The 20,435-nt window shown below is 71.1% G+C and carries 21 protein-coding genes; 17 read left to right on the top strand and 4 right to left on the bottom strand.

The window, feature by feature from the left end; genetic code table 11:
* The 9 genes from flgF to fliQ all read left to right on the top strand — a co-directional run bounded on the left by flgF (position 1) and on the right by fliQ (position 7,769).
* Entirely contained in the window at positions 1–729 is a 729-nt protein-coding gene (gene flgF, locus PGN25_17720; GenBank protein ID MEH3119361.1) for a flagellar basal-body rod protein FlgF, read from the top strand.
* 4 nt (positions 730–733) lie between these two features.
* On the top strand, positions 734–2,062 hold the full coding sequence (gene fliI / locus PGN25_17715) for a flagellar protein export ATPase FliI (protein MEH3119360.1): 1,329 nt from the start codon (positions 734–736) through the stop codon (positions 2,060–2,062).
* An 82-nt stretch (positions 2,063–2,144) separates the two neighbouring features.
* On the top strand, positions 2,145–3,356 hold the full coding sequence (locus PGN25_17710) for a flagellar hook protein FlgE (GenBank protein ID MEH3119359.1): 1,212 nt from the start codon (positions 2,145–2,147) through the stop codon (positions 3,354–3,356).
* 75 nt (positions 3,357–3,431) lie between these two features.
* Positions 3,432–4,901, top strand: coding sequence for a flagellar hook-associated protein FlgK (flgK, locus tag PGN25_17705; protein ID MEH3119358.1), 1,470 nt, complete (start codon positions 3,432–3,434; stop codon positions 4,899–4,901).
* Positions 4,898–5,962: a flagellar hook-associated family protein gene (locus PGN25_17700; protein MEH3119357.1), complete on the top strand. Its 1,065-nt coding sequence runs from the start codon at positions 4,898–4,900 to the stop codon at positions 5,960–5,962. The genes flgK and PGN25_17700 overlap by 4 nt, the downstream gene beginning before the upstream one ends.
* 52 nt (positions 5,963–6,014) lie before the next feature.
* Positions 6,015–6,365 (top strand): flagellar biosynthesis regulator FlaF, encoded by a 351-nt coding sequence (gene flaF, locus PGN25_17695; protein MEH3119356.1) that lies wholly within the window; start codon positions 6,015–6,017, stop codon positions 6,363–6,365.
* Positions 6,366–6,375: 10 nt separating this feature from the next.
* Complete coding sequence (flbT, locus tag PGN25_17690; protein ID MEH3119355.1) at positions 6,376–6,903, top strand: flagellar biosynthesis repressor FlbT; 528 nt, start codon at positions 6,376–6,378, stop codon at positions 6,901–6,903.
* Positions 6,904–6,909: 6 nt separating this feature from the next.
* Positions 6,910–7,323: a flagellar hook assembly protein FlgD gene (gene flgD / locus PGN25_17685; protein MEH3119354.1), complete on the top strand. Its 414-nt coding sequence runs from the start codon at positions 6,910–6,912 to the stop codon at positions 7,321–7,323.
* Positions 7,324–7,502: 179 nt separating this feature from the next.
* Entirely contained in the window at positions 7,503–7,769 is a 267-nt protein-coding gene (gene fliQ / locus PGN25_17680) for a flagellar biosynthesis protein FliQ (protein MEH3119353.1), read from the top strand.
* Positions 7,770–8,271: 502 nt separating this feature from the next.
* Here fliQ and PGN25_17675 read toward each other — a convergent pair.
* Entirely contained in the window at positions 8,272–9,969 is a 1,698-nt protein-coding gene (locus PGN25_17675) for a methyl-accepting chemotaxis protein (protein MEH3119352.1), read from the bottom strand.
* Positions 9,970–10,277: 308 nt separating this feature from the next.
* On the opposite strand from PGN25_17675, the gene flhA reads away from it, so the two are divergent.
* The 8 genes from flhA to PGN25_17635 all read left to right on the top strand — a co-directional run bounded on the left by flhA (position 10,278) and on the right by PGN25_17635 (position 17,033).
* Entirely contained in the window at positions 10,278–12,359 is a 2,082-nt protein-coding gene (gene flhA / locus PGN25_17670; GenBank protein MEH3119351.1) for a flagellar biosynthesis protein FlhA, read from the top strand.
* Positions 12,356–13,126, top strand: a complete 771-nt coding sequence (gene fliR / locus PGN25_17665; GenBank protein MEH3119350.1) for a flagellar biosynthesis protein FliR — start codon at positions 12,356–12,358, stop codon at positions 13,124–13,126. The genes flhA and fliR overlap by 4 nt, the downstream gene beginning before the upstream one ends.
* 7 nt (positions 13,127–13,133) lie before the next feature.
* Positions 13,134–13,544, top strand: a complete 411-nt coding sequence (locus PGN25_17660) for a hypothetical protein (GenBank protein MEH3119349.1) — start codon at positions 13,134–13,136, stop codon at positions 13,542–13,544.
* 73 nt (positions 13,545–13,617) lie between these two features.
* Complete coding sequence (locus PGN25_17655) at positions 13,618–14,091, top strand: rod-binding protein (GenBank protein MEH3119348.1); 474 nt, start codon at positions 13,618–13,620, stop codon at positions 14,089–14,091.
* 5 nt (positions 14,092–14,096) lie between these two features.
* Positions 14,097–14,426 carry a flagellar protein FlgN gene (locus tag PGN25_17650; GenBank protein ID MEH3119347.1) on the top strand — a complete coding sequence of 110 codons (330 nt, stop codon included), beginning with the start codon at positions 14,097–14,099 and terminating at the stop codon, positions 14,424–14,426.
* 3 nt (positions 14,427–14,429) lie between these two features.
* Positions 14,430–14,876 carry a hypothetical protein gene (locus PGN25_17645; GenBank protein ID MEH3119346.1) on the top strand — a complete coding sequence of 149 codons (447 nt, stop codon included), beginning with the start codon at positions 14,430–14,432 and terminating at the stop codon, positions 14,874–14,876.
* Between the two features lie 167 nt (positions 14,877–15,043).
* Positions 15,044–15,937, top strand: a complete 894-nt coding sequence (locus tag PGN25_17640; GenBank protein MEH3119345.1) for a dihydrodipicolinate synthase family protein — start codon at positions 15,044–15,046, stop codon at positions 15,935–15,937.
* A gap of 100 nt (positions 15,938–16,037) precedes the next feature.
* Positions 16,038–17,033 (top strand): hypothetical protein, encoded by a 996-nt coding sequence (locus PGN25_17635; GenBank protein MEH3119344.1) that lies wholly within the window; start codon positions 16,038–16,040, stop codon positions 17,031–17,033.
* 55 nt (positions 17,034–17,088) lie between these two features.
* On the opposite strand, the gene PGN25_17630 is transcribed toward PGN25_17635, so the two are convergent.
* From PGN25_17630 to PGN25_17620, 3 genes are all read right to left on the bottom strand, one after another.
* Positions 17,089–17,430 carry a DUF1491 family protein gene (locus PGN25_17630; GenBank protein MEH3119343.1) on the bottom strand — a complete coding sequence of 114 codons (342 nt, stop codon included), beginning with the start codon at positions 17,428–17,430 and terminating at the stop codon, positions 17,089–17,091.
* Positions 17,431–17,623: 193 nt separating this feature from the next.
* Complete coding sequence (locus PGN25_17625; protein MEH3119342.1) at positions 17,624–18,376, bottom strand: peptidoglycan-binding domain-containing protein; 753 nt, start codon at positions 18,374–18,376, stop codon at positions 17,624–17,626.
* Between the two features lie 43 nt (positions 18,377–18,419).
* Positions 18,420–20,363: a PAS domain-containing sensor histidine kinase gene (locus tag PGN25_17620; protein ID MEH3119341.1), complete on the bottom strand. Its 1,944-nt coding sequence runs from the start codon at positions 20,361–20,363 to the stop codon at positions 18,420–18,422.
* Positions 20,364–20,435 lie beyond the last annotated feature (72 nt).

Here is a 20,435-nt window from a genome sequence, read left to right as displayed (position 1 = left end):
ATGCAGAGCAGCCTCTACGTCGCGCTGTCGAGCCAGATCGCCCTCGAAAAGCGCCTGACCACCACCGCCAACAACGTCGCCAACATGGCGACCGCGGGCTTCCGCGCGGAGGAGGTCAGCTTCTCGGAACTGCTCGCGCGCTCGAACCGCGGCGAAGTCGCCTTCGTCGGACCGGGCAGCAGCACCCTCTCGCGGGCCGCCGGCCCGATCACGAAGACCGATTCCCCCCTCGACGTCGCCGTGCAGGGCGATGCCTGGCTCGGGGTGCAGGGACCGAAGGGCACCACGCTCCATACCCGCGACGGCCGCCTGACGATGGATGCCAACGGACAGTTGCGCACGGTCGGCGGACTGCCCGTGGTCGATCCCGGCGGCGGTCCGCTGCTGCTCGATCCCCAGGCCGGCCCACCGACCATCGGCCGCGACGGCAGCATCCACCAGGGCGTCAATCAGGTCGGCGCCCTCGGCCTGTTCAGCCTCGATCCGAAGGCGAAGCTGACCCGCGCGGGCGAGAACGCGGTCGCCTCCAGCCTGCCCGGCCGGCCGGTGCAGGACTTCACCCGGATCGGTCTCGTGCAGGGCCATGTCGAGGGTGCCAACGTCAACCCGATCCTGGAGATGACGAAGCTCATCGCGATCCAGCGCGCCTTCGAGAGCGCGGCCGCCATGAATGCGGAGGCCGACAACACGCTGACCGGCGCGATCAAGACGCTGGGTCCGCAGGGCTAGCGCGATGACGGAGAACGCCATCGAGCGCCTGGAACGGGCGATGGAGGCCGGGCGCCGCGCGCTTCCGCTGGTGCGGGTCGGCGGCCCCGTGCGCGAGGTCACCGCCGCCGCGGCGCGGGTCGCGGGCGTCTCCGCCTTCGTGCGGCTCGGCGACCGCATGGGTTTTTCCGCCGACGGCCGGGAGCAGATCGGCGAGGTGGTGCGCATCGACGCCGACGGCGCGACGGTGAAGCCGTTCGAGAGCCGGATCGAGGCGGGCATCGGCAGCCGTGCCCACCGCATCGGCCCGGCGCAGTTGCGCCCGGACCCGCGCTGGAAGGGCCGGGTGATCGACGCGCTCGGCCGCCCCGTCGACGGTCTCGGCCCCTTGCCCGACGGACCGGACAGCGTTCCGCTGGACGCCGACCCGCCCGCGGCGATGACCCGGGCGCGGGTGAAGACACCGCTGCCGACGGGGGTGCGGGCGATCGACCTGTTCACGCCGCTCTGCGCCGGCCAGCGCATCGGCATCTTCGCCGGCTCCGGCGTCGGCAAGTCGACCCTGCTGGCGATGCTGGCCGGGGCTCAGGGCTTCGACAGCGTCGTGGTGGCGCTGGTGGGCGAGCGCGGACGCGAGGTGCGCGAGTTCCTCGAAGGCCCGATCGCCGCCGCCCGCGAGCGCGCCGTCGTCGTCGTCTCGACCGGCGACGAGAGCCCGATGATGCGGCGCCAAGCGCCGAAGGTGGCGCTGGCCGTGGCCGAATCCTTCCGCGACCGCGGCGAGTCGGTGCTGCTCATCGTCGATTCGGTGACCCGCTACGCCCACGCCGCCCGCGACGTGGCGCTGGCCGCGGGCGAGCCGGCGGTGGCGCGGGGCTATCCGCCGAGCGTCTTTTCGGATTTGCCGCGGCTCCTGGAGCGCGCCGGGCCCGGCGCCGAGGGCACGGGCACGGTCACCGGCATCTTCTCGGTGCTGGTCGACGGCGACGACCACAACGATCCGGTCGCCGACTCGATCCGCGGCACCCTCGACGGCCACGTCGTGCTCGACCGCGCCATCGCCGAGCAGGGCCGCTACCCGGCGATCGACCCGCTCGGCTCGATCTCGCGCCTCTCGGGCGAGGTCTGGACCGGCGACCAGCGCGAACTGGTGCGCAAGCTGAGGAGCATGATGGCCCGCTTCGAGGAGACGCGGGACCTGCGCCTGATGGGCGGCTACCGCGCCGGCGGCGACCCCGACCTCGACCAGGCGGTCAGCCTCGTGCCGCGGATCTACGAGGCGCTGCGCCAGGAGCCGGGCCAGCCGCCGAGCCGCGACGCCTTCCTCGAACTCGCTCAATCCTTGCGCGGATGAGCGGACCCCACCACCCCTTCAGCCCCGCGCAAGCGACGCCGTGTCCACTGCGCACGAATTCGAAAGTCAACGAGGTGTCAGCATGAGTCTCATCGGCGTGCTCCGCACCGGCGTCTCCGGGATGAACGCCCAGTCGAACCGCATCTCGACCGTGGCCGAGAACATCCAGAACGCCAGCACCACCGGCTACAAGCGCACCTCCGCCGAGTTCTCGTCGCTGCTGCTCGATTCCGGCGATGTCGGCACCTACAATTCGGGTGCCGTCGAGACCACGTTGCGCCGCTCGGTGAGCGCTGGCGGTCCGATCGCCTCGACCAATTCCGACAAGGATCTCGCGATCCAGGGCAACGGCTTCTTCGTGGTGCGCGACGCGGGCGGCGCCCCGTTCCTGACGCGGGCCGGCAGCTTCGTGGTCGACGGCAAGACCGGCAACCTCGTCAATGCCGGCGGCTTCACCCTGATGGGCTACAGCCTCGCCAACGGCACCCCGAACCCGGTCCTCAACGGCGTGGCCGACCTCCAGCCCGTCAACGTCAGCGTGATGGGGCAGGAGGCGCGCCCCTCCACGAAGGCGACGATCGGCGGCAACCTCTCCTTCGAGACCCCCGTCTACGATTCCAGTGCGGCGGGCGCGGTCGGCTATTCGAAGAAGAACTCGCTCAAGGTCTACGACAACGTCGGCCAGCCGGTGACCCTGGACGTCCAGATGACCAAGACCGCCGCCGACACCTGGACGGTCAACGTCTACAACCCGGCCGCGCCGACCACGCCCATCGGCTCGACCTCCCTGACCTTCGACGCCAACGGCAAGGTCGGCAGCGGCAGCTCGGCGACCGTGCAGGTGCCGAACGGCCGCAGCGTCACGGTCGACCTGAGCGGCCTGACGCAGCTCTCCGGCGCCCATAATCTGTCCGGCACCGCCGACGGCTCCTCGCCCACCGCCGTGACCGGCACCGCCTTCGGCGAGGACGGCACCGTCTATGCGGTCTATTCCGACGGCACCCGCAAGGCCGCCTTCAAGGTGCCGCTGGCGGACGTGGCGAGCCCCGACAACCTCTCGCCGCGGGCGGGCAACGTCTTCACCACCGGCACCGAGTCGGGCGACATCCAGATCGGCTTCGCCGGCCAGGGCGGCCGCGGCACCCTGAAGGCCGGCGCCCTGGAGCAGTCGAACGTCGACGTCAGCAGCGAGCTGACCACGATGATCGAGGCGCAGACGGTCTACACCGCCAATTCGAAGGTGTTCATGACCGGCAACGAGCTGCTCGAGACCCTGATGAACCTCAAGCGCTGACGGCGCACGCCGCCGCATCCGGGCGCCCTTTCCCGAAGGGGCGCCCGCCACGCCCCGCGTCCCAGGAACCGACCGATGGGTCTCACCCTCGCGCTCAACACCGCGCGCGCCTCGCTGCTCGCGACCTCGAACCAGATCGCCGTGTCCGCACGCAACGTCGCGGGCGCGAACGATCCCGGCTACTCGCGCAAGATCGCCACGCTGGTCGCCGGCAGCGGGGGCGGCGCGACGGTGACGATCACCCGCGCCGGCGATCCGACCCTGTACGCCCGCACGCTGACGGCCTCGTCGGACGCCGCGCGCAGCGCCGCCGTGCTCGACGGCCTGACCAAGCTCGCGCAGACCGTCGGCGACACGGACGACGCCACCGCGCCCGCCGCGCGGCTCTCGGCCTTCCAGGCCGCGCTCCAGGCCGCCGCCAACCAGCCCGACAGCACGGCGCTCGCCCGCAGCGCGGTCGATGCGGCCAAGGCGCTGGCCGGCAGCCTCAAGGAGTCCACGGACGCCGTCCACGCCGTGCGGGCGGAGGCCGACAAGGGGATCGCCGACGCGGTCACGCGCATCAACGACCTGCTCGGCCGGTTCGACGCGGCCAACCGGGCCGTGACCCGGAGCACGGCCAATGGCGGCGACGCCACCGATGCCCTCGACGACCGCGACCGGATCCTCACCGCGCTCTCGCAGGAGATCGGCGTCACCGCGGTGATCCGCGAGGGCGGCGACATGGCGCTGTACACCGATGGCGGCGTCACCCTGTTCGACCGCGGGGCCCGCACGGTCACCTTCGCCGCCACGACCACCTTCGCCGCCGGCACCGCCGGAGCCGCCGTGATGATCGACGGCGTGCCCGTGACCGGCTCCGCCTCGCCGATGCCGCTCGCCTCCGGGCGGATCGCCGGACTCGCGACGCTCCGTGACCGGACGGCGGTGACCTACGAGGCGCAGCTCGACGCCGTGGCCGGCGGCCTGATCGGCGCCTTCGCCGAGAGCGACGCGGTGGGGTTCGACAGCGGCCCCCGGGCCGGCCTGTTCACCGCCGGCGGCAGCGCGACCCTGCCCGCGGACACGGCCGCAGGGCGCACCGGCCTCGCGGCGTCGATCGCGGTCAACGCCGCGGTCGATCCCGGCCGGGGCGGCAACCTCGCCCTGCTGCGCGGCGGCGGCATGAACGGCACCGATTACGCCGATCCGGCCGCCGTCGGCGACGCCGCCTATGCGGGCCGCCTGCGCGGCCTCGTCTCGGCGCTCGGCGAGCGGCGGACGCTCGATCCGGCGCTCGGCCTCGGCACGTCGTCCGGCCTGCCCGACCTCGCCGAGGCCTCGGCCGGCTGGCTCGAAGCGCAGCGCAAGGACGCCTCGGACGGCGCCACCTACCAGAAGACCCTGCTGACGCGGGCGAACGAGGCGCTCTCGAACGCATCGGGCGTGAACGGCGACGACGAGACCGCGCTCGCGCTGCAACTGGAGCGCTCCTACAGCGCTTCGGCCAAGCTCGTCACGGTGGTCAACGACCTCCTCAAGACCCTCCTCGACGCGGTGCGGTGACCACGGCCATGATGACGACCGGCTTCATCTCGAGTCTCAACCTGTGGAACGCGCCGCGCACCGGCACCGCGCGCCTGCAGACGGAACTGGCCGCCGCGACCAAGGAGATCGCCACCGGCCGCCACGCCGATGTCGGCGCGACGCTCGGCGAGGGCGTCGCCGAGGCCTTCGGCCTGCGGCGGCAGAGCGCCGTGCTCGCGGCCCTGACGCAGGGCAACGCGGCGGCCTCGCTGCGGCTCGACACCACGCAGAGCGCGCTCAAGGAGATCCAGTCCGCCGCCGACGCGACGCTGAAGGAGCTGGTCGCCCTCCCCGTCGATCAGCGCGCGAAGACGCTCGCGGAGACCGCGAAGGGCCGGCTCGCCGCGCTGGCGGGCGCGCTCAACACCAGCGCCGGCGGCCAATCCGTGTTCGGCGGCACCGACAGCGGCGCCGCGCCGCTGACGCCCTACGAGGGCAGCCCGATCTCGGCCGCGAAGACGGCGGTCGAGGCGGCCTTCACCAGCTTCTTCGGCTTCGCCCCGGGCAGCGCGGCGGCCTCCGGCATCACCGCGACTGCGCTCAAGGGCTTCATCGACGGGCCGCTCGCGGGCCTGTTCACGGAAGCGAACTGGAGCCGGACGTGGTCGGGGGCGTCGAGCCGCACCATCGACAGCCAGATCTCCCTCACCGAGACCGCGACCACCTCCGCCAGCGCCAATGCCGAGCCCTTCCGCACGCTCGGCATGGCCTACGTCGTCGTCTCGGGGCTCGGCCTGTCCGGCCTCTCGCAGGAGGCGCAAGGGGTGGCCACCGACAAGGCGATGCAGTTGCTCGGCCAAGCGAGCGGCGGGCTGACGACGATGCAGGCCGATCTCGGCCGATCGCAGAGCCGCATCGCGGATGCGAACGCGCGCATGGCCAAGCAGACCACGCTGCTGACGAGCCGGATCAAGGATCTGGAGGGCGTCGATCCGGCCGAGGCCAAAGCCCGCGTCGATGCCATCACCACCCAGATGCAGATGTCCTACGGGCTGACCGCGCAATTGCGCAGCCTCAGCCTGATCAACTTCGTCTCCTGAACGCGCGCCCTTCCCGAACCGTCCCCGAACCGTCACGGAGCATCGGTCCTCGATGTATCGCCTATCCTATTCCGAGATCATGGAGGACGCGCCCGATCTCGGCCGCGAGCGCGAGCGCGAGGCCTTCGACCGGGCGCTCGGCCTGCTGCGCGCGGCCGAGGCACGGGGCGCCGCGGCGGGTCCGGAGCGGAACGCCGCGATCGGCTCGATCCAGGATCTGTGGAACGTGCTGATCGCCGACCTGCTCGATGCCGAGAACGGCCTGCCGGAGGCCCTGCGCGCCGATCTCGTCGCCATCGGCCTGTGGAACATGCGCGAGGCGGGCGCGGTGCTGGGCACGCCCGAGCGCAGCCTCGCGGCGCTGATCGAGGTCAACACCTCGATCCGCGACGGCCTGCGGTGAGGGTGAAGCGATGACGCGCGAAGCCGGCAAGGCCGCGGCCCGCACCATGCATCTGAGCCTGAAGGCGGGCGAGCGCGTCTTCATCAACGGCGCCGTGGTGCGCGTCGATCGCAAGGTCTCGCTCGAACTGATGAACGACGCGACCTTCCTGCTGGAGGGCCACGTGCTCCAGGCCGAGGACGCGACGACGCCCTTGCGCCAACTCTACTTCGCGGCGCAGACCCTGCTGATCGCACCGGCCCAGGCCGGTCCGGCCCGGACCCTCTACGGCCGGATCGAGGAGGGCATCCTCGCCGCCACGACCGAGGCCGCGATCCGCGAGGGCTTGAGCGCGGCGCACGCCCTGGTCGAGGCCGGGCGGCCGTTCGAGGCGCTGAAGATCATCCGCGGGCTCTACCCGGCGGAGGCCATGCTGCTCGGAGAGGCGGGCCCCCTTCCCGAGGGGCCGACCGCCGCCCTCGTCCCCGCCGCCCGGCTCAATCCCCGCCGCCGGCCGGCATCGCGTGCCCAGCCGGCTTCGCCCTCCGACAAGGCCTGACAGACGATGGACGTCACCAGCACCGCCACGAGCACGAGCACCGCCGCGACCACGGCCACGGCTGCCGCGGCAGCGACCTCCGTCGCCTCGAAGATGAACGCCGACACCTTCCTGAAGCTGCTGATGGCGCAGCTTCAGAACCAGGATCCGACGAAGCCGATGGATTCGACGGAATATGTCGGCCAGCTCGCCACGTTCTCGCAGGTCGAGCAGGCGACCAAGACCAACCAGAAGCTCGATTCGCTGCTCGCCTCCAGCTTCCTCGACCAAGCCGACGCCATCATCGGGCGCACGATCACCTCGGCGGACGGCACGATCTCCGGCGTGGTGCGGTCGGTGCGCGTCACCGGCGACGGCGCCATGGCCAAGCTCGCCGACGGCCGCGAGATGCTGCTCGCCTCCGGCATCTCGATCAGCTAGCGCGTCGTCCCGAGGTTCCCGCGTCGGCGGGCCTCGAAGGATCCTCCAGCCCCCGCACGATCCCTGGAACACCCTTCGAGGCCTCCGCCATGCTCCGGCACCTCAGGATGAGGACCAGGGTGGGCTTGTTCCCGGTCAAACGGCTCTGAAAAGACGATGCGCCAACAGAAAACCGCACCATGAACGAGGTCGACGCCCTCGAACTCGTCCGCTCGGCGATCTGGACGGTGCTGGTCGCCGCCGGCCCCTCGGTCGGCGCGGCGATGCTGGTCGGGATCGCGGTCGCCCTGCTCCAGGCGCTGACCCAGATCCAGGAGGTGACCCTCACCTTCGTGCCGAAGATCGTCGCGATCCTGCTGGTGATGCTGGTGACCGGCACCTTCGTCGGCTCGCAGATCCATGCGTTCGCCGAGATGACCTACGGGCGGATCGCCACGGGATTCTGACCGCGCTGTCGGCCGTTGCGCACAATCCCGTGACGCCCCCGTCGCGAGGCGAAGCCGAAGCAGTCCAGAGCGCCGCTCGATCCGGAGAGGTCGCGCCTCTGGATCGAGCGGCGCTCGCGATGACGGAAGGAACCGGACCGATCAGAACCTCGTCCCGCCCGAGAAGCGGAAGGCCTGCGTCTGGTCCTTGCCGACCCGGCCGTAATAGGTGCCGGACGTCACACGCCGCGAGCGGGCATCCGTCCGATGAGCGAAGAGGAGAAAGGATGGAACCGGGCGGAGGAAGCTGTCGAGACTTGACCGCCCGGTCCCTCGCGAAAGCCTCGACCTTGGGAAGGACAAAAGCTTCGGCGAAGAGAGTTTAGCATCGCTGCCGCCAGTTGACAGCACGCGACGGGATGGCCTGCCATGCGTCGTTTGACAGTGAACAGGTCGGTGTAAGCGCTTGAATATGGCCGCGAGATCGGTCGGGCCCGTCGCGCATGATCCGCGCCGCGTGGGGTCAGGCCGCGCGGATCGTGGCGAGAAAGCGATCGACCTCGCCGGTGAGATGCTCCGACTGACGCGACAGTTCGGAAGCCGCCGACAGGACCTGGCCCGCCGCCGCCCCGGCCTCGTCCGAGGCCTGCGCCAGCCCCACGACGTTGCGGGTCACCTCGGTCGTCCCGACCGAGGCCTGGGACACGTTGCGCACGATCTCCTGGGTGGCCGCGCCCTGTTGCTCGACCGCGGCCGCGATGGTCGCGGCGACGGCGTTGATCTCTCCGATGCGCCCGGTGATCGAACCGATGGCGGAGACGGCCCTCTCGGTGACGCCTTGGATCTCGCCGATCTGGCCGACGATCTCCTCCGTCGCGCGGGCGGTCTGGCCGGCGAGTTCCTTCACCTCCGTCGCGACCACGGCGAAGCCGCGCCCGGCCTCGCCCGCGCGCGCCGCCTCGATCGTGGCGTTCAGGGCGAGCAGGTTCGTCTGCGAGGCGATGTTGGAGATCATGTTCACCATGTCGCCGATGCGCGCGGAGGTGCGGCTGAGCTCGCGCACGAGCTGGCCGGTCTGATCCGCCTCCGCGACGGCGTTCTGCGCGAGCCCCGCGGAACCCTGAACCTGCCGTCCGATCTCCTGGACGGACGCGCCGAGTTCCTCCGCCGCCGCCGCCACGGTACCGACATTGCTCGCGGCCTCCTCCGCGGCCGCGGCGACGGTGCTCGACTGGCTCGCCGTCTCGTTGGCGGTCGAGGACATCTGCTGCGCGGTCGCCTGAAGTTCGGTCGCCGACGAGGACACTTGGCCGACAATGCCCCCGACCGCCTGTTCGAAGCCGTCGGCGAGTTCGATCATGGTGCGGCGGCGCTCGGCGGCGGCGGCCTCGTCGGCGACGCGGCGCATCTCGGCCTGCTCCGCCGCCTTCTGCGCGACCATGGCCTTGATGCCCTCGACCGCCCGGCCGACCGCGCCGATCTCATCGCCGCGCGCGGCCTCCGGGATCGTCGCATCGACGTCCCCCTCCGCCATGCGCCGGAGCACGGCGACGAGGCTGGCCAGGGGCCGGATGACCCCGAACACGGTGATCGCACCGGCAAGCCCGAGGGCGACAAGAAAGCCCAGTGCCGACGCAACGCCCAGAATCAGGCTCGACCGGCTTGCGGCCTGCGCGGCCTCATCCCTGGCCTTGGCGAGTTCCAAAGTCAGCACATCGATTCGCGACTGGATGCTGTCACGCAACTTCGCACGGGCTACGGACGCTTCCGTCAGCAGGACTTTCGCGGAAGCCTCGTTCTCGTTCCTGAGCCCCAACTGGATGGCGCGGTCATTGACGGCGTAGAGAGTGGCGGCGATTTCGCGAAGCTTTTCGTTCTCCCGGCGTCGCTCGGGACTGTCGGAGAGCGCGGTCAGACGATCGAGAGCCTTATAGGCCGAGGCGATCGTCGCATCGTAGCGCTGCTTGTAAGTTCCCAACTCGCCCTGGCGCGTTTCGATGATGATGTTGCGCGCCAAAATGCTTGTTTCATTGGCATGAATTCGAACGGAAAGGATGCTTTCGAGGCGTGCAGCTTGCACATCGACGATTTGCCTAGTCTGCTCAGAGAGACCGGAAATGATGCCGATCGCGTAATAAATCAGCCCGATCGATACAGAAAGTATGACGAGAATCGGCACAATCGTTTTTGAAAGCAACCTCGCATTATCGAGAATTTTCATCCGTCCCCCCTAACCATGCACGCAAGGCGATTCGTGCTCGTCAGAGCACTTTTGCGTGAAATAGCTTTATCAAACGATAAATTTCCCGTGATCGCTTCGATCGGTGGCACGGCAGGTATTTGCCCCGGCATCATCCCACTTCAGGCGCCGGCCGCCCCCGAAGTCGACGGTGTGGGTGCACGGCGCAGTTCCCTCTCGACATCGCGACGATCGTGTTTCCAACCGATCCGGTCCGCGCCGCCGCCGCCCATCCCCGCGCAAGCTTGCCCGGCCACAAGCTGGTTCACCTGTGGGGAACGGTTGACGTCATGGCGGTGAGCGAGGCGCTCGTCCTGGAGAAGCGGTCGCGGCGGGATGTCGGCTTCGCCGCCGGCATCGTCGCGATCCTGGCGGTGCTGTTCCTGCCGGTGCCCGCGCTGCTGATCGATGTCGGGCTCGCCTTCTCGATCGCGCTCTCGGTACTGATCCTGATGGTGGCGCTCTGGATTCAGAAGCCGCTCGAATTCTCCGCCTTCCCGACCGTGCTCCTGATCGCGACGCTGCTGCGGCTCGCGCTGGGCATCGCCACGACGCGGCTGATCCTGGCCAACGGCCAGAAGGGCGTGGACGCCGCCGGCCACGTCATCCAGGGCTTCTCGCAATTCGTGATGAGCGGCGATTTCGTGATCGGGATCGTCGTCTTCGTGATCCTGATCACCGTCAACTTCCTCGTCATCACCAAGGGCGCGACCCGCATCGCGGAAGTGGGCGCCCGCTTCACCCTCGACGCCATCCCCGGCAAGCAGATGGCGATCGACGCCGACCTCAACGCCGGCCTGATCGACGACAAGGAGGCGCAGCGCCGCCGCCGGGAACTGGAGGAAGAATCCGCCTTCTTCGGCTCGATGGACGGCGCCTCGAAGTTCGTGCGCGGCGAGGCGGTGGCCTCGCTCATCGTCATCGCCGTCAACGTGTTCGGCGGCGTCATCATCGGCACCACCCGCCACGGCATGCCGCTCGGTCAGGCGGCGGACGTCTTCGTCAAGCTCTCGGTCGGCGACGGCCTCGTCTCGCAGATCCCGGCGCTGATCGTCTCCCTCGCCGCCGGCCTCCTCGTCTCGAAGGGCGGCACCCGCGGCGCGGCGGAAGAGGCCGTGCTCGGCCAGCTCAGCGCCTACCCGCGAGCCCTGCTCGTCGCCGCCGTGCTGATGCTGATGTTCGCGCTCGTCCCGGGCCTGCCCTTCCTGCCCTTCGTCGCGCTCGCCGGGCTGATGGGCTTCGTCGCGGTCACGATTCCCAGGCGCCGCGCCGCGCAAGCGGCCGCCGCCGCGGCGAAGGCGAAGAACGAAGAGGAAGCGAAGCAGGCCGAGGTCAAGGATTCGGTCAAGGAGCAGTTGCGCACGCCGGAGATCGAGCTGTGCCTCGGCCGCCAGGTCGCCGCGCAGATCCAGGGCAGCCACGCCGAACTGCATCACCGCGTGGCCAAGATGCGCCGCAAGTTCGCGCGCCAGTACGGCTTCGTCGTGCCCGACATCAAGCTCACCGACAGCCTCAACCTGCCGCCCAAGAGCTACCAGATCCGCATCCACGGCACGGCGGCGGCGACGCAGGAGATGCGCCCCGGCGAGTTGCTGGTCGTGGTCGGCGACGGGCCGCGCCCCGACGTGCCGGCGGAGGAGGTGCGCGAGCCGGCCTTCGGCATGAAGGCCCTGTGGATCGTCGACGCCTATGCCGGCGAGGTACGCCGCTCCGGCTTCGAGGCGATCGACGGCGCCTCGGTGCTGCTCACCCACCTCTCCGAGGTGATCCGCAACAACCTGCCCCAGTTCCTGTCCTACAAGGACATGCGGGCGCTGCTCGACCGGCTCGATCCCGAATACAAGCGGCTGATCGACGAGATCTGCCCCTCGCAGATCTCGCATTCCGGCCTCCAGGCGGTGTTGAAGCTCCTGCTCGCCGAGCGGGTCTCGATCCGCAACCTGCACCTGATCCTGGAGGCGGTGGCCGAGATCACCCCGCATGCCCGCCGCGCCGAGCAGATCGCCGAGCACGTCCGGATGCGCGTCGCCCAGCAGATCTGCGGCGATCTCGCCGAGGACGGGGTGCTGCACGTGCTGCGGCTCGGCGCCAACTGGGACCTCACCTTCCACCAGAGCCTGAAGCGCGACGCCAAGGGCGAGGTGATCGAGTTCGACATCGACCCGCGCCTCGTGGAGCAGTTCGGCACCGAGGCCGGCGAGGCGATCCGCGAGCGGATGCGGCAGGTCCACGGCTTCGCCCTCGTCACCGCCCCCGACGCCCGGCCCTATGTGCGCATGATCGTCGAGCGCATCTTCCCGACGCTGCCCGTTCTCTCGCATCTGGAGATCGCGCGGGGCGTCGAGCTGAAGTCGCTGGGCACCATCTCGTGATCCCCGGCTTCGGCAGCCTGCTCGGCGGCGACGCCTTCCTCGGCCTCTTCCTGATCTTCTGCCGGATCGGCGGCTGCCTGCTGATCGTGCCCGGTTTCTCCAGCCCCCGCGTGCCGGCGCAGGTGAGGCTCCTCATCGCCGGCGGCGTGTCGCTCGCCGTCACGCCCCTGCTGCTGCCGCTGTTCCAGGCAAGGCTCCCGGGGCAGGCGCCGACGGAGACGCTGGCCTGGATCGGCAGCGAGACGGTGACGGGGCTCCTCATCGGCCTGCTCGGGCGCATCTTCGTCTTCGTGCTGGAGACGGTGATGAACGCGGTCTCCACCATGGTCGGCTTCGGCTCGATGCCGGGCACGCCGGTCGAGGGCACCGACGCGATCCCCGCGGTCGAGTCGCTGATCGTCCTCACCGCGGTCGCGCTGCTGTTTGCCGCCGACCTGCATTGGGAGCTGTTTCGCGGGCTGGTCGATTCTTACAGTCGCATCCCGCCGGGCGAGGGCTTCGGCACGCAGACCGCGCTGGTGCGTCTCGCCGACCAGATCGGCGAGGCCTTCACCCTCAGTTTGAGGATCGCCGCGCCCTTCATCATCTACGCCGTGGCGGTGAACCTCGCGGCCGGCTTCGTGAACAAGCTCACGCCGACGATCCCCGTCTACTTCGTCGCCACGCCCTTCGTGATGTTCGGCGCGCTGATCCTGCTCCACACGCTGTCGGGCGAGTTCATGACGCAGTTCCTCGCCGGCTACCTCGCTTGGCTGCGCAAGGGCTGAAGCGTCGATGTCCGCCGCCGACCTCGCCAAGCGCCTGAAGCGCGCGGAGCGGCTCACCGCCGTGCAGGAGCAGATGCGCCGCGCCGCCGAGTGGCAGCTCGCCCAGACCCGGCGCGACGCGGACGCGGTGGAAGCCGACCGGGCCGCCCTGCTCGCGGCGCTCGGCACGAGCGCCCACGGCCACCTGTTCCTGGAATCCGCCAACCGCCGCCTGCGCGGGCTCGCCGCGCGCGCCACCGAACTCGAACGGATCGCCGCCTCGCAAGCGGACGCGGTGCGCGAACAGGGCCTCGCTCGGCGGCGCGCCGCGGTGAGCGCCGAGCGGATCGAGGCGCTGCTCGGCCGTGAGCGCGAGCGGGCCGAGGCGATGGAGCGGCTCGACGGGCTGGCGCAGCGCCGCGACGCAAGCCTCCCGTAAGCCAGCGGGTCTACGGTCCGATCGATCTTCAGCGGCGCGCCCGGTCCGCGCCGCGTCAAGGCTCGATGGCGCGATGAGCATCACCCCCCCTTCCGACATCGTGATGGACGTGGCCCGCGCCGCCGACCCGGCCCGCTATCAGGAGGCCGCGGCCAGGCTGTCGCAGCCCGGCGACCCGGCCGCCTTCGCCAGCGCCGCCGACGAGGCGGCGCGCGAGGCGGGTCCGGGCACGCACATGCCGCTCGACGTCCACGGCGCGCTGACCAGCCTGAAGAACGACACCGCGCGGACGGGCTCCGCCGACCCCTACCGGAAGTTCGAGGGTCAGGTGCTGCAGCAATTCGTCGAGGCGATGCTGCCGAAGGCCGAGACGGTGTTCGGCAAGGGCAATGCCGGCGGCATCTGGAAGTCGATGCTCTCCGAGCAGATCGGCCAGCAGATCGCCAAGACCGGCGGCATCGGCATCGCCCGCATGCTCAACGCCGCCCATCCCACCACCGGCACGACGGCGGCGCCCACGACCACGGGCGTCGCAGGGAAGGTCTGACCGCGATGCTGCTCGAATCCCTCAAGCGCCTGGAAGTCACCGTCGAGGCCGAGACCGAGGCGCTGACGGCCAACGCCCCGCTCGATCTGGAGGCGGCCAACCGCGCCAAGAGCCGGAGCCTGCTCGAACTCACCCGCCTCACCCGCGGGATCGACGCCGCGAGCATCGACGCCGAGACGGGCATCGTGCTGGCGCGGCTGCGCGACAAGCTGATCCGCAACCAGGAGGCGGTCGCCCTGCATCTGCGGGCCGTGGAGGAGATCGGCGACACGCTCCAGGCCAGCCTCCAGGCCGCCGAATCCGACGGCACCTACTCCGCACGCCTCGGGCGCTAGGCCATGCGCGTCCTCGTCACCGGCCTGTGGATCTGCGCCGTCACCCTCGCCTCCTGCTACGCGGCGGTGACCTTCGGCGGCGGGTTCTTCACCAAATCGACCGAGCCCTATCTCGAAGGGCTGCAATACCAGAAGCTCGCGCCCATCAACATCCCGATGGTCGCGGACGGCAAGGTGCAGGGCTACGTCGTCGCGGTGCTGGTCTTCACGGCCGATGCCAAGCTGATGCACACGCTGCCCGTCGCCCCCAACGCCTTCGTGGTCGACGAGGCCTTCCGCCAGATCTACGGCGACACCGGAATCGATTTCCGCAAGCTCGCCCGCTACGACATCAACGGCCGCCTCGCCCGGATCCGCGCCCGGGTCAACGAACGCCTCGGCTCCGACGTGGTCAAGGACGTGCTGGTGGACGAGTTGAACTTCGTGGCCAAGCGCGAGGTGCGCTCGTAGTTTTTCCTCTGCGGCCTGCGAATGCGGCGGACTGCGCTCGAGTCCGGTGGACGTCGCGGTCCTGGATTGCTTCGCTCCGCTCGCCCTGATGGGTTGGGCCGAATGCCGCAGCGTGCACCCGTTTCCGCGTTGACCGCGCCACGGCGCACTCGCATCCTGCTGCGGCCATGACCTGCTTCACCGGCCTGTCCGCCTTCCCCATCACCCCCGCCTCGCCCGAGGGTCGTGTCGATACGGCGGCGCTACGCGCCCTGATCGCGGCGCTTGCCGCCACGGACATCACTTCGATCGGGCTTCTCGGCAGCACCGGCACCTACGCCTACCTCTCTCGCGGGGAGCGCCGCCGCGCCATCGACACCGCCCTGGAGGAGGCCGACGGCCGCGTGCCGATCATCGTCGGCGTCGGGGCGCTGCGCACCGACGAGGCCGTGGCGCTCGCGCAAGACGCGCGGGTGGCTGGCGCCGCCGCAGGGCTTCTGGCCGCCGTTTCCTACACGCCGCTGACCGATGACGAAGTGTTCGAGCACTTTTCCACCGTCGCGACGCGGGGCGGCCTGCCGCTGTGCATCTACGACAATCCGGGCACCACGCATTTCCGCTTCACACCCTCGCTGGTCGGGCGGCTCGCGCAGGTGCCGGGCATCGCGGCGCTGAAGAGCCCGGCTCCGGACGCGGATTCGGCAGCCGGTCATCTCGACTCCCTGAGCCGCGCGGTGCCGGCCGGATTCCGCCTCGGCTATAGCGGCGACTGGAACGCCGCCGAGGCGCTGCTCGCCGGCGGCGAGACTTGGTACTCCGTCGCAGCCGGACTTTTTCCGGAGCCCTGCCTCGCGATCCTCCGGGCCGCGCAGGCGGGCGACGCGGCGCAGGCGCGGACCCTGAACGCACGGATGCAGCCTCTCTGGGATCTGTTCAAGGAGTTCTCGAGCCTGCGGGTGATCTACGCGGCGGCCGGCATCCTCGACTTATGCCAGGCCGATCCACCCCGCCCGATCCTGCCCTTGCCCGAACCCGTCCGCGAACGGGTGGCGGATGTCGTGAGGCGGCTCGATCCGGCCTGAGCAACCGTCGCGGGACACCGGCCCCGGTACGGCCTTAAAGGTCGATTCACGCAGAACTGCTTGACTGAGGGTCGATTGAGTTCCGCGTAATCGAAGTGCCATGTCCTCATCGGTCGCCGACGCGCCGGACCTGTCCGGCCTCATCGAGCTCTCGCGCGATCCCGCGCTGGACCTGAAGCCCGTGATCCTGCGGGTCCAGACCGACCTGTTCCTGGCCGCACCCGTCCATGACCGGGCCATCCTCCAGGCCTTCGAGTCGCTGGCCGCCGGCCTGATCCCGACGGTGGATGCCGAGACCGCGCGCATCGTCGCCGACAAGCTCGGCGGCTGTCCCGACATACCGGCCGGCGTGCGGGCCGCCCTCGCCGCCCGCGGGCTCTCCGTCGCGCCACCGCAGGAGCCGGAAACGGAAGCGGAGGCCGACCGGGCGCTCGCGGAAAACCCCGGCGCGCTGATCGGCACGCGGGCTCTGGAGCGCCTGCTCGCCCGCGCCCGCACCGATCTCGATCTCGCCCGCACCCTGCTCGCCCGGTCCGACATTCCGCCCGCCGACCTCGCCCCGCTCTGGCTGCACGCCGATGCGGAGCAGCGCCGGGCGATCCGCGAGGCGGTGGAGGCCACCGCCGCCCTGCGGCCCTGCCCGCCCGCGCCCCGGTCGCTGGCGACGCGCCTCGTCGAGCATTCCCATTCCCGGAACGTTCAGGTCTTCGTCGCCGCCCTCGGCCAGGGCCTCGGCCTGCCGCAAAACTATCTCGGCGCCGCGATCGACCCGGCCGCCCGCTACGACCTGCTGACCCTGGCCCTGCGCGCGGCGGATCTTCGCGAGGGCGAGGCGGTGTTCGTCTTCCTCACCCTCAACGACACCGTGGCGCGCTCGGTCGACCGGGTGTTCTCCCTCGTCACGCTGTTTCGCGAGACCAGCCGGGCCACCGCCCGCGACCTGCTCTGCGCGATCCTCGGTGCGCCGGTGATGGAGCGCGCCGCCGGTGAGCACCAGCCGCTGCACGGGCCGGAGGCCAGGCGCGGCGCCGCCACGGCGGCCGAGCGCGGCGGCCTGCGCACGGTGCTGCCGACGCGCCTGCGCCGCACGAGCTGACCCGCGGACGCGCCTCCGCAGACGCCGGGGGCGATCGGCGGAAAATCCCGAAACACTATTCCGCGAGCGGCAGGCCGTGCCGGCCCTCGCGGTCATCGATCTCGATGATCCAGAGATCGGAATCGAAGCGGATTTCCCGCGCGAGCCGCTCCTCGACATCCGGGGACGGGACGGCGCCCAGCACGGCGGTGAAAAGCCGCTCGCCCGCCGCCTCGGCCTCGATCAGCGCCTGCGGCGCCGGGCCGTAGAGATCGGCGGTCCCGTCGAGCCGATCGATCTTGACGAAGACGGCGCCGGCCTCCGCCGCGCCGCGGCGGCGCTGCACCGCCGGGATGCCCTCGCCGTTGAGGCGGCGCAGTTGCGCGGAGACCCAGAAATCCGAGCGGAGGCGTGGCATGGCGCCTTCTTATCCTGCGGGCACGGCTTTCCCCTTCGACGCCTCATCCTGAGATGCCCGCGTGAGCGGGCCTCGAAGGATGAGCGCGCGAATGGGAGACGCGAGGCGTTGACGCCGGCAGAAGCGCGCTCGGCCGGGGTCTGCACGGCGGAGGCACTCATAAGCGCCCGCCGCCGCCGCGTCGATGGCCCCGCTACCCGTTCGCCTTGGCGGTCATCTCGCGGGTCAGCGCGCGCAGGGTCGGCCCGGCCGCCTCGCCCTTGACCGGCAGCTTGCGGTCGCGCTCGAACTTCTCGATCGCCGCCTTCGTGCCCGGCCCCATCAGACCGTCATCCTTGAGCGGGCCGTAGCCGAGCTTGGCCAGGGCGCGCTGGACGCGGATCACCGCCGGGTCGGGCTTCGGGCCGTCGGACTTCCGGGCCTCGCCCTTCTCGACCTTGGGAGCGGCCTTCGGCTCCGGCCTGCGCTCAAGCCTGGGCGTGACCGAGGCGGTCGTCTCGCCCGATCGGATCATGTCGGCGATGGCGTCGCGCGGAGGCACGGGCACTTCCCGCACCGGAGCGGGCCTCGGCGCCTCGGCGGCGCGCACCTCTCGCACCGGCTGCGGCGCGGGCCGCGCGGCGGCCGAGGGTGCGACCGAGAGCTTGGGCTCGACGGTCGGCAGGATCGGGGCCGGATGCGGCCCGGCCTGCAGGCCCATGGCGTTGACGCAGACATAGGCCGCCGCGCCGATGCCCGTCACCGTCCCGAACACGCCGCCGGGATAGCGCAGGCAGAACCGGCCGGCCCCCGCCGCGGCGTTCAGCACCGAGGCCTGCCAGCCCGCTGCGACGGGGCCGCGCAGGGCCGGCTTGCGGCGTGGGGATCGGGCCGGGGTGCGGGCGGCGCGCATGTCGCCGGGGACGACGATCTCGCGCTGATCCCGTCTGGCGGGCGGCTCGCGCATCACTTCGCTCCTTCGGATCGATGTCGGGGTTGCATCGGAGGGCTCAGCCGGCACGGCGCATCGGGGGGTTCGGTGAGGCGGCCGTGGGGGCGGCCGAGGAACGCGGCGCCGGGTCGAACAGGCCGACCGGCAGGCGGATCGGCTCGGGCGCCGGCTCCGGCATCGCGGCGCTGCGCACCGAGGTCCGGATCGGCGCGGGCTGGCTCACGGCCTTCGCCTGCGCCGCGGCACCCCGCGCGCCGCTCCTGTTGCGGCTGCAATCGAGCGGCAGCGTCACGGTGACGGCGGTGCCCCTGCCCGGCGCGCTCTCGACGGAGACCGCGCCGCCATGCAGTCCGGCGAGCCCGCGCACCACCGACAGGCCGAGGCCGGTGCCCTCGTGCGCCCGCCCGTAGCCGCCGGCGGCCTGGAAGAAGGGATCGCCGAGCCGCGGCAGGTCGGCTTCGGTGATGCCGATGCCGTCGTCGCTCACCACGAAGTCGAGATAGGCCCCGCCCCGGCGCACCATGACCTCGACCCGGCCGCCGCGGGGCGTGAACTTCACGGCGTTCGAGATCAGGTTGATGAGCATCTGGCGGCAGGCGCGGGCATCGGCCACCAGGGCCGAGCCGGCCGGCACGGGCGCGCTCGCCAGGGCGATGCCCGAGGCGTCGGCCTTGAGCCGCATCAGGTCGCAGCAGCCGCGGATCAGCGCCTCGACATCGACCGGCTCCGGCTGGAAGTCGAAATGTCCGCCGCGGATGCGCGAGATGTCGAGCAGCGTGTTCACCACGTCGAGCAGGTGGCGCCCGGAATGGGCGATGATGCCGGCATATTCGCAGGCCCGCTCCGGCGACAGCGCGACCGCGCCCTCTCCCGCCAGCACGTCCGAGAAGCCGATGATGGCGTTGAGCGGGGTGCGCAGCTCGTGGCTGACGGTGGCCAGGAAGTGCGTCTTCACCTCGTCGGCGCGCTCGGCCTCGGCACGGGCGCGGTCGAGTTCCTGGGCGTGGCGGCGGTGCTCGGACACGTCGCGGGTCACGGCGACGACGGTCGAGCCGTTGGCGCCGGCCAGTCCCGCCTCGATCCGGTGGGCGCGCATCTCGGCGAAGAGGGTGCGGGTGCCGTCGGCGCGCGGCGCGTCGAGATGCAGGCGGAACGGCACGGTGGCCGCGAGCCCGCTGGCGGCGACGTCGCTGATCGCCTGGAGCAGGGCCGGACGGTCGCCGATATGCACCCGGTCGAGCAGGCCGTGGCCGCGCAGGCGGCTCGCCTCGGCGCCGACGAAGCGGGCGGCCGAGCCGCTCGCCTCCAGCACGCGGCCATTGGCGTCGTGCCACGTCACGAGGTCGTCGATGGCCGAGAGCAGCAGGCGGTCGCGGGCCTCGTTGTCCTGCATCCGCGCGCGCCACTCGCCCTCGCGGCGCATGTGCTCCATCGCCTGCGCCGCGATGTGGCCGATGGCGGTCACGGCGAAGACCGGCATGGCGACGGCGTTGGGCCAGGCGAGCGCGAGGCCGCCCACCGGCACGTAGCCGCTGAGCGCGACCGCGAAGGCGCCGAGCACGGCGATGACCGAGGCGGCCACCGTCGCCCGGCGCGAGCCGGAGATCATCGCTTCGAGCGGGATCGCCGCGAGCCAGATCGCGGCGGCCGAACTCGCGCCGCCGGTCAGAGCGGCGAGGCAGACGACGAGGCCGGTCAGGCCCGCCGAGGACAGCGCGTGGGCGACCCAGAGGGAGCCGGTGCGCGACAGGACGACGGCGGCGAAGACCGGCAGGAACAGGCTGGCGATGGCCACCGCCTCGATGCCGCTCGGGACGCCGCGCCAGACGAGGTAGGGCGGCAGCGCCGCCATCATCACCGCGCCGGTGGCGAGCCGCGAAACCAGGAAACGCTCGTGGCGGAAGCGCACGCCCGGCTCGGCCAGCACGGAGGCGTGGACCAGCCCGGCGAGACGGGCATCGAACAGGGAGGCAAGGGCACCGTCTTTACGCAACACCACCACGCACAGCGCGAAGAACGACCCTGCAACACGGGTGTCCCGCGCCCCTCGACTGCTCGCTACGATCTTGGGCAA

It is taken from the genome of Methylorubrum populi, assembly GCA_036946625.1.
In the GTDB taxonomy this organism is placed as follows: Bacteria; Pseudomonadota; Alphaproteobacteria; order Rhizobiales; family Beijerinckiaceae; genus Methylobacterium; species Methylobacterium populi_C.
This window is presented reverse-complemented; position numbering and strand designations above follow the sequence as displayed.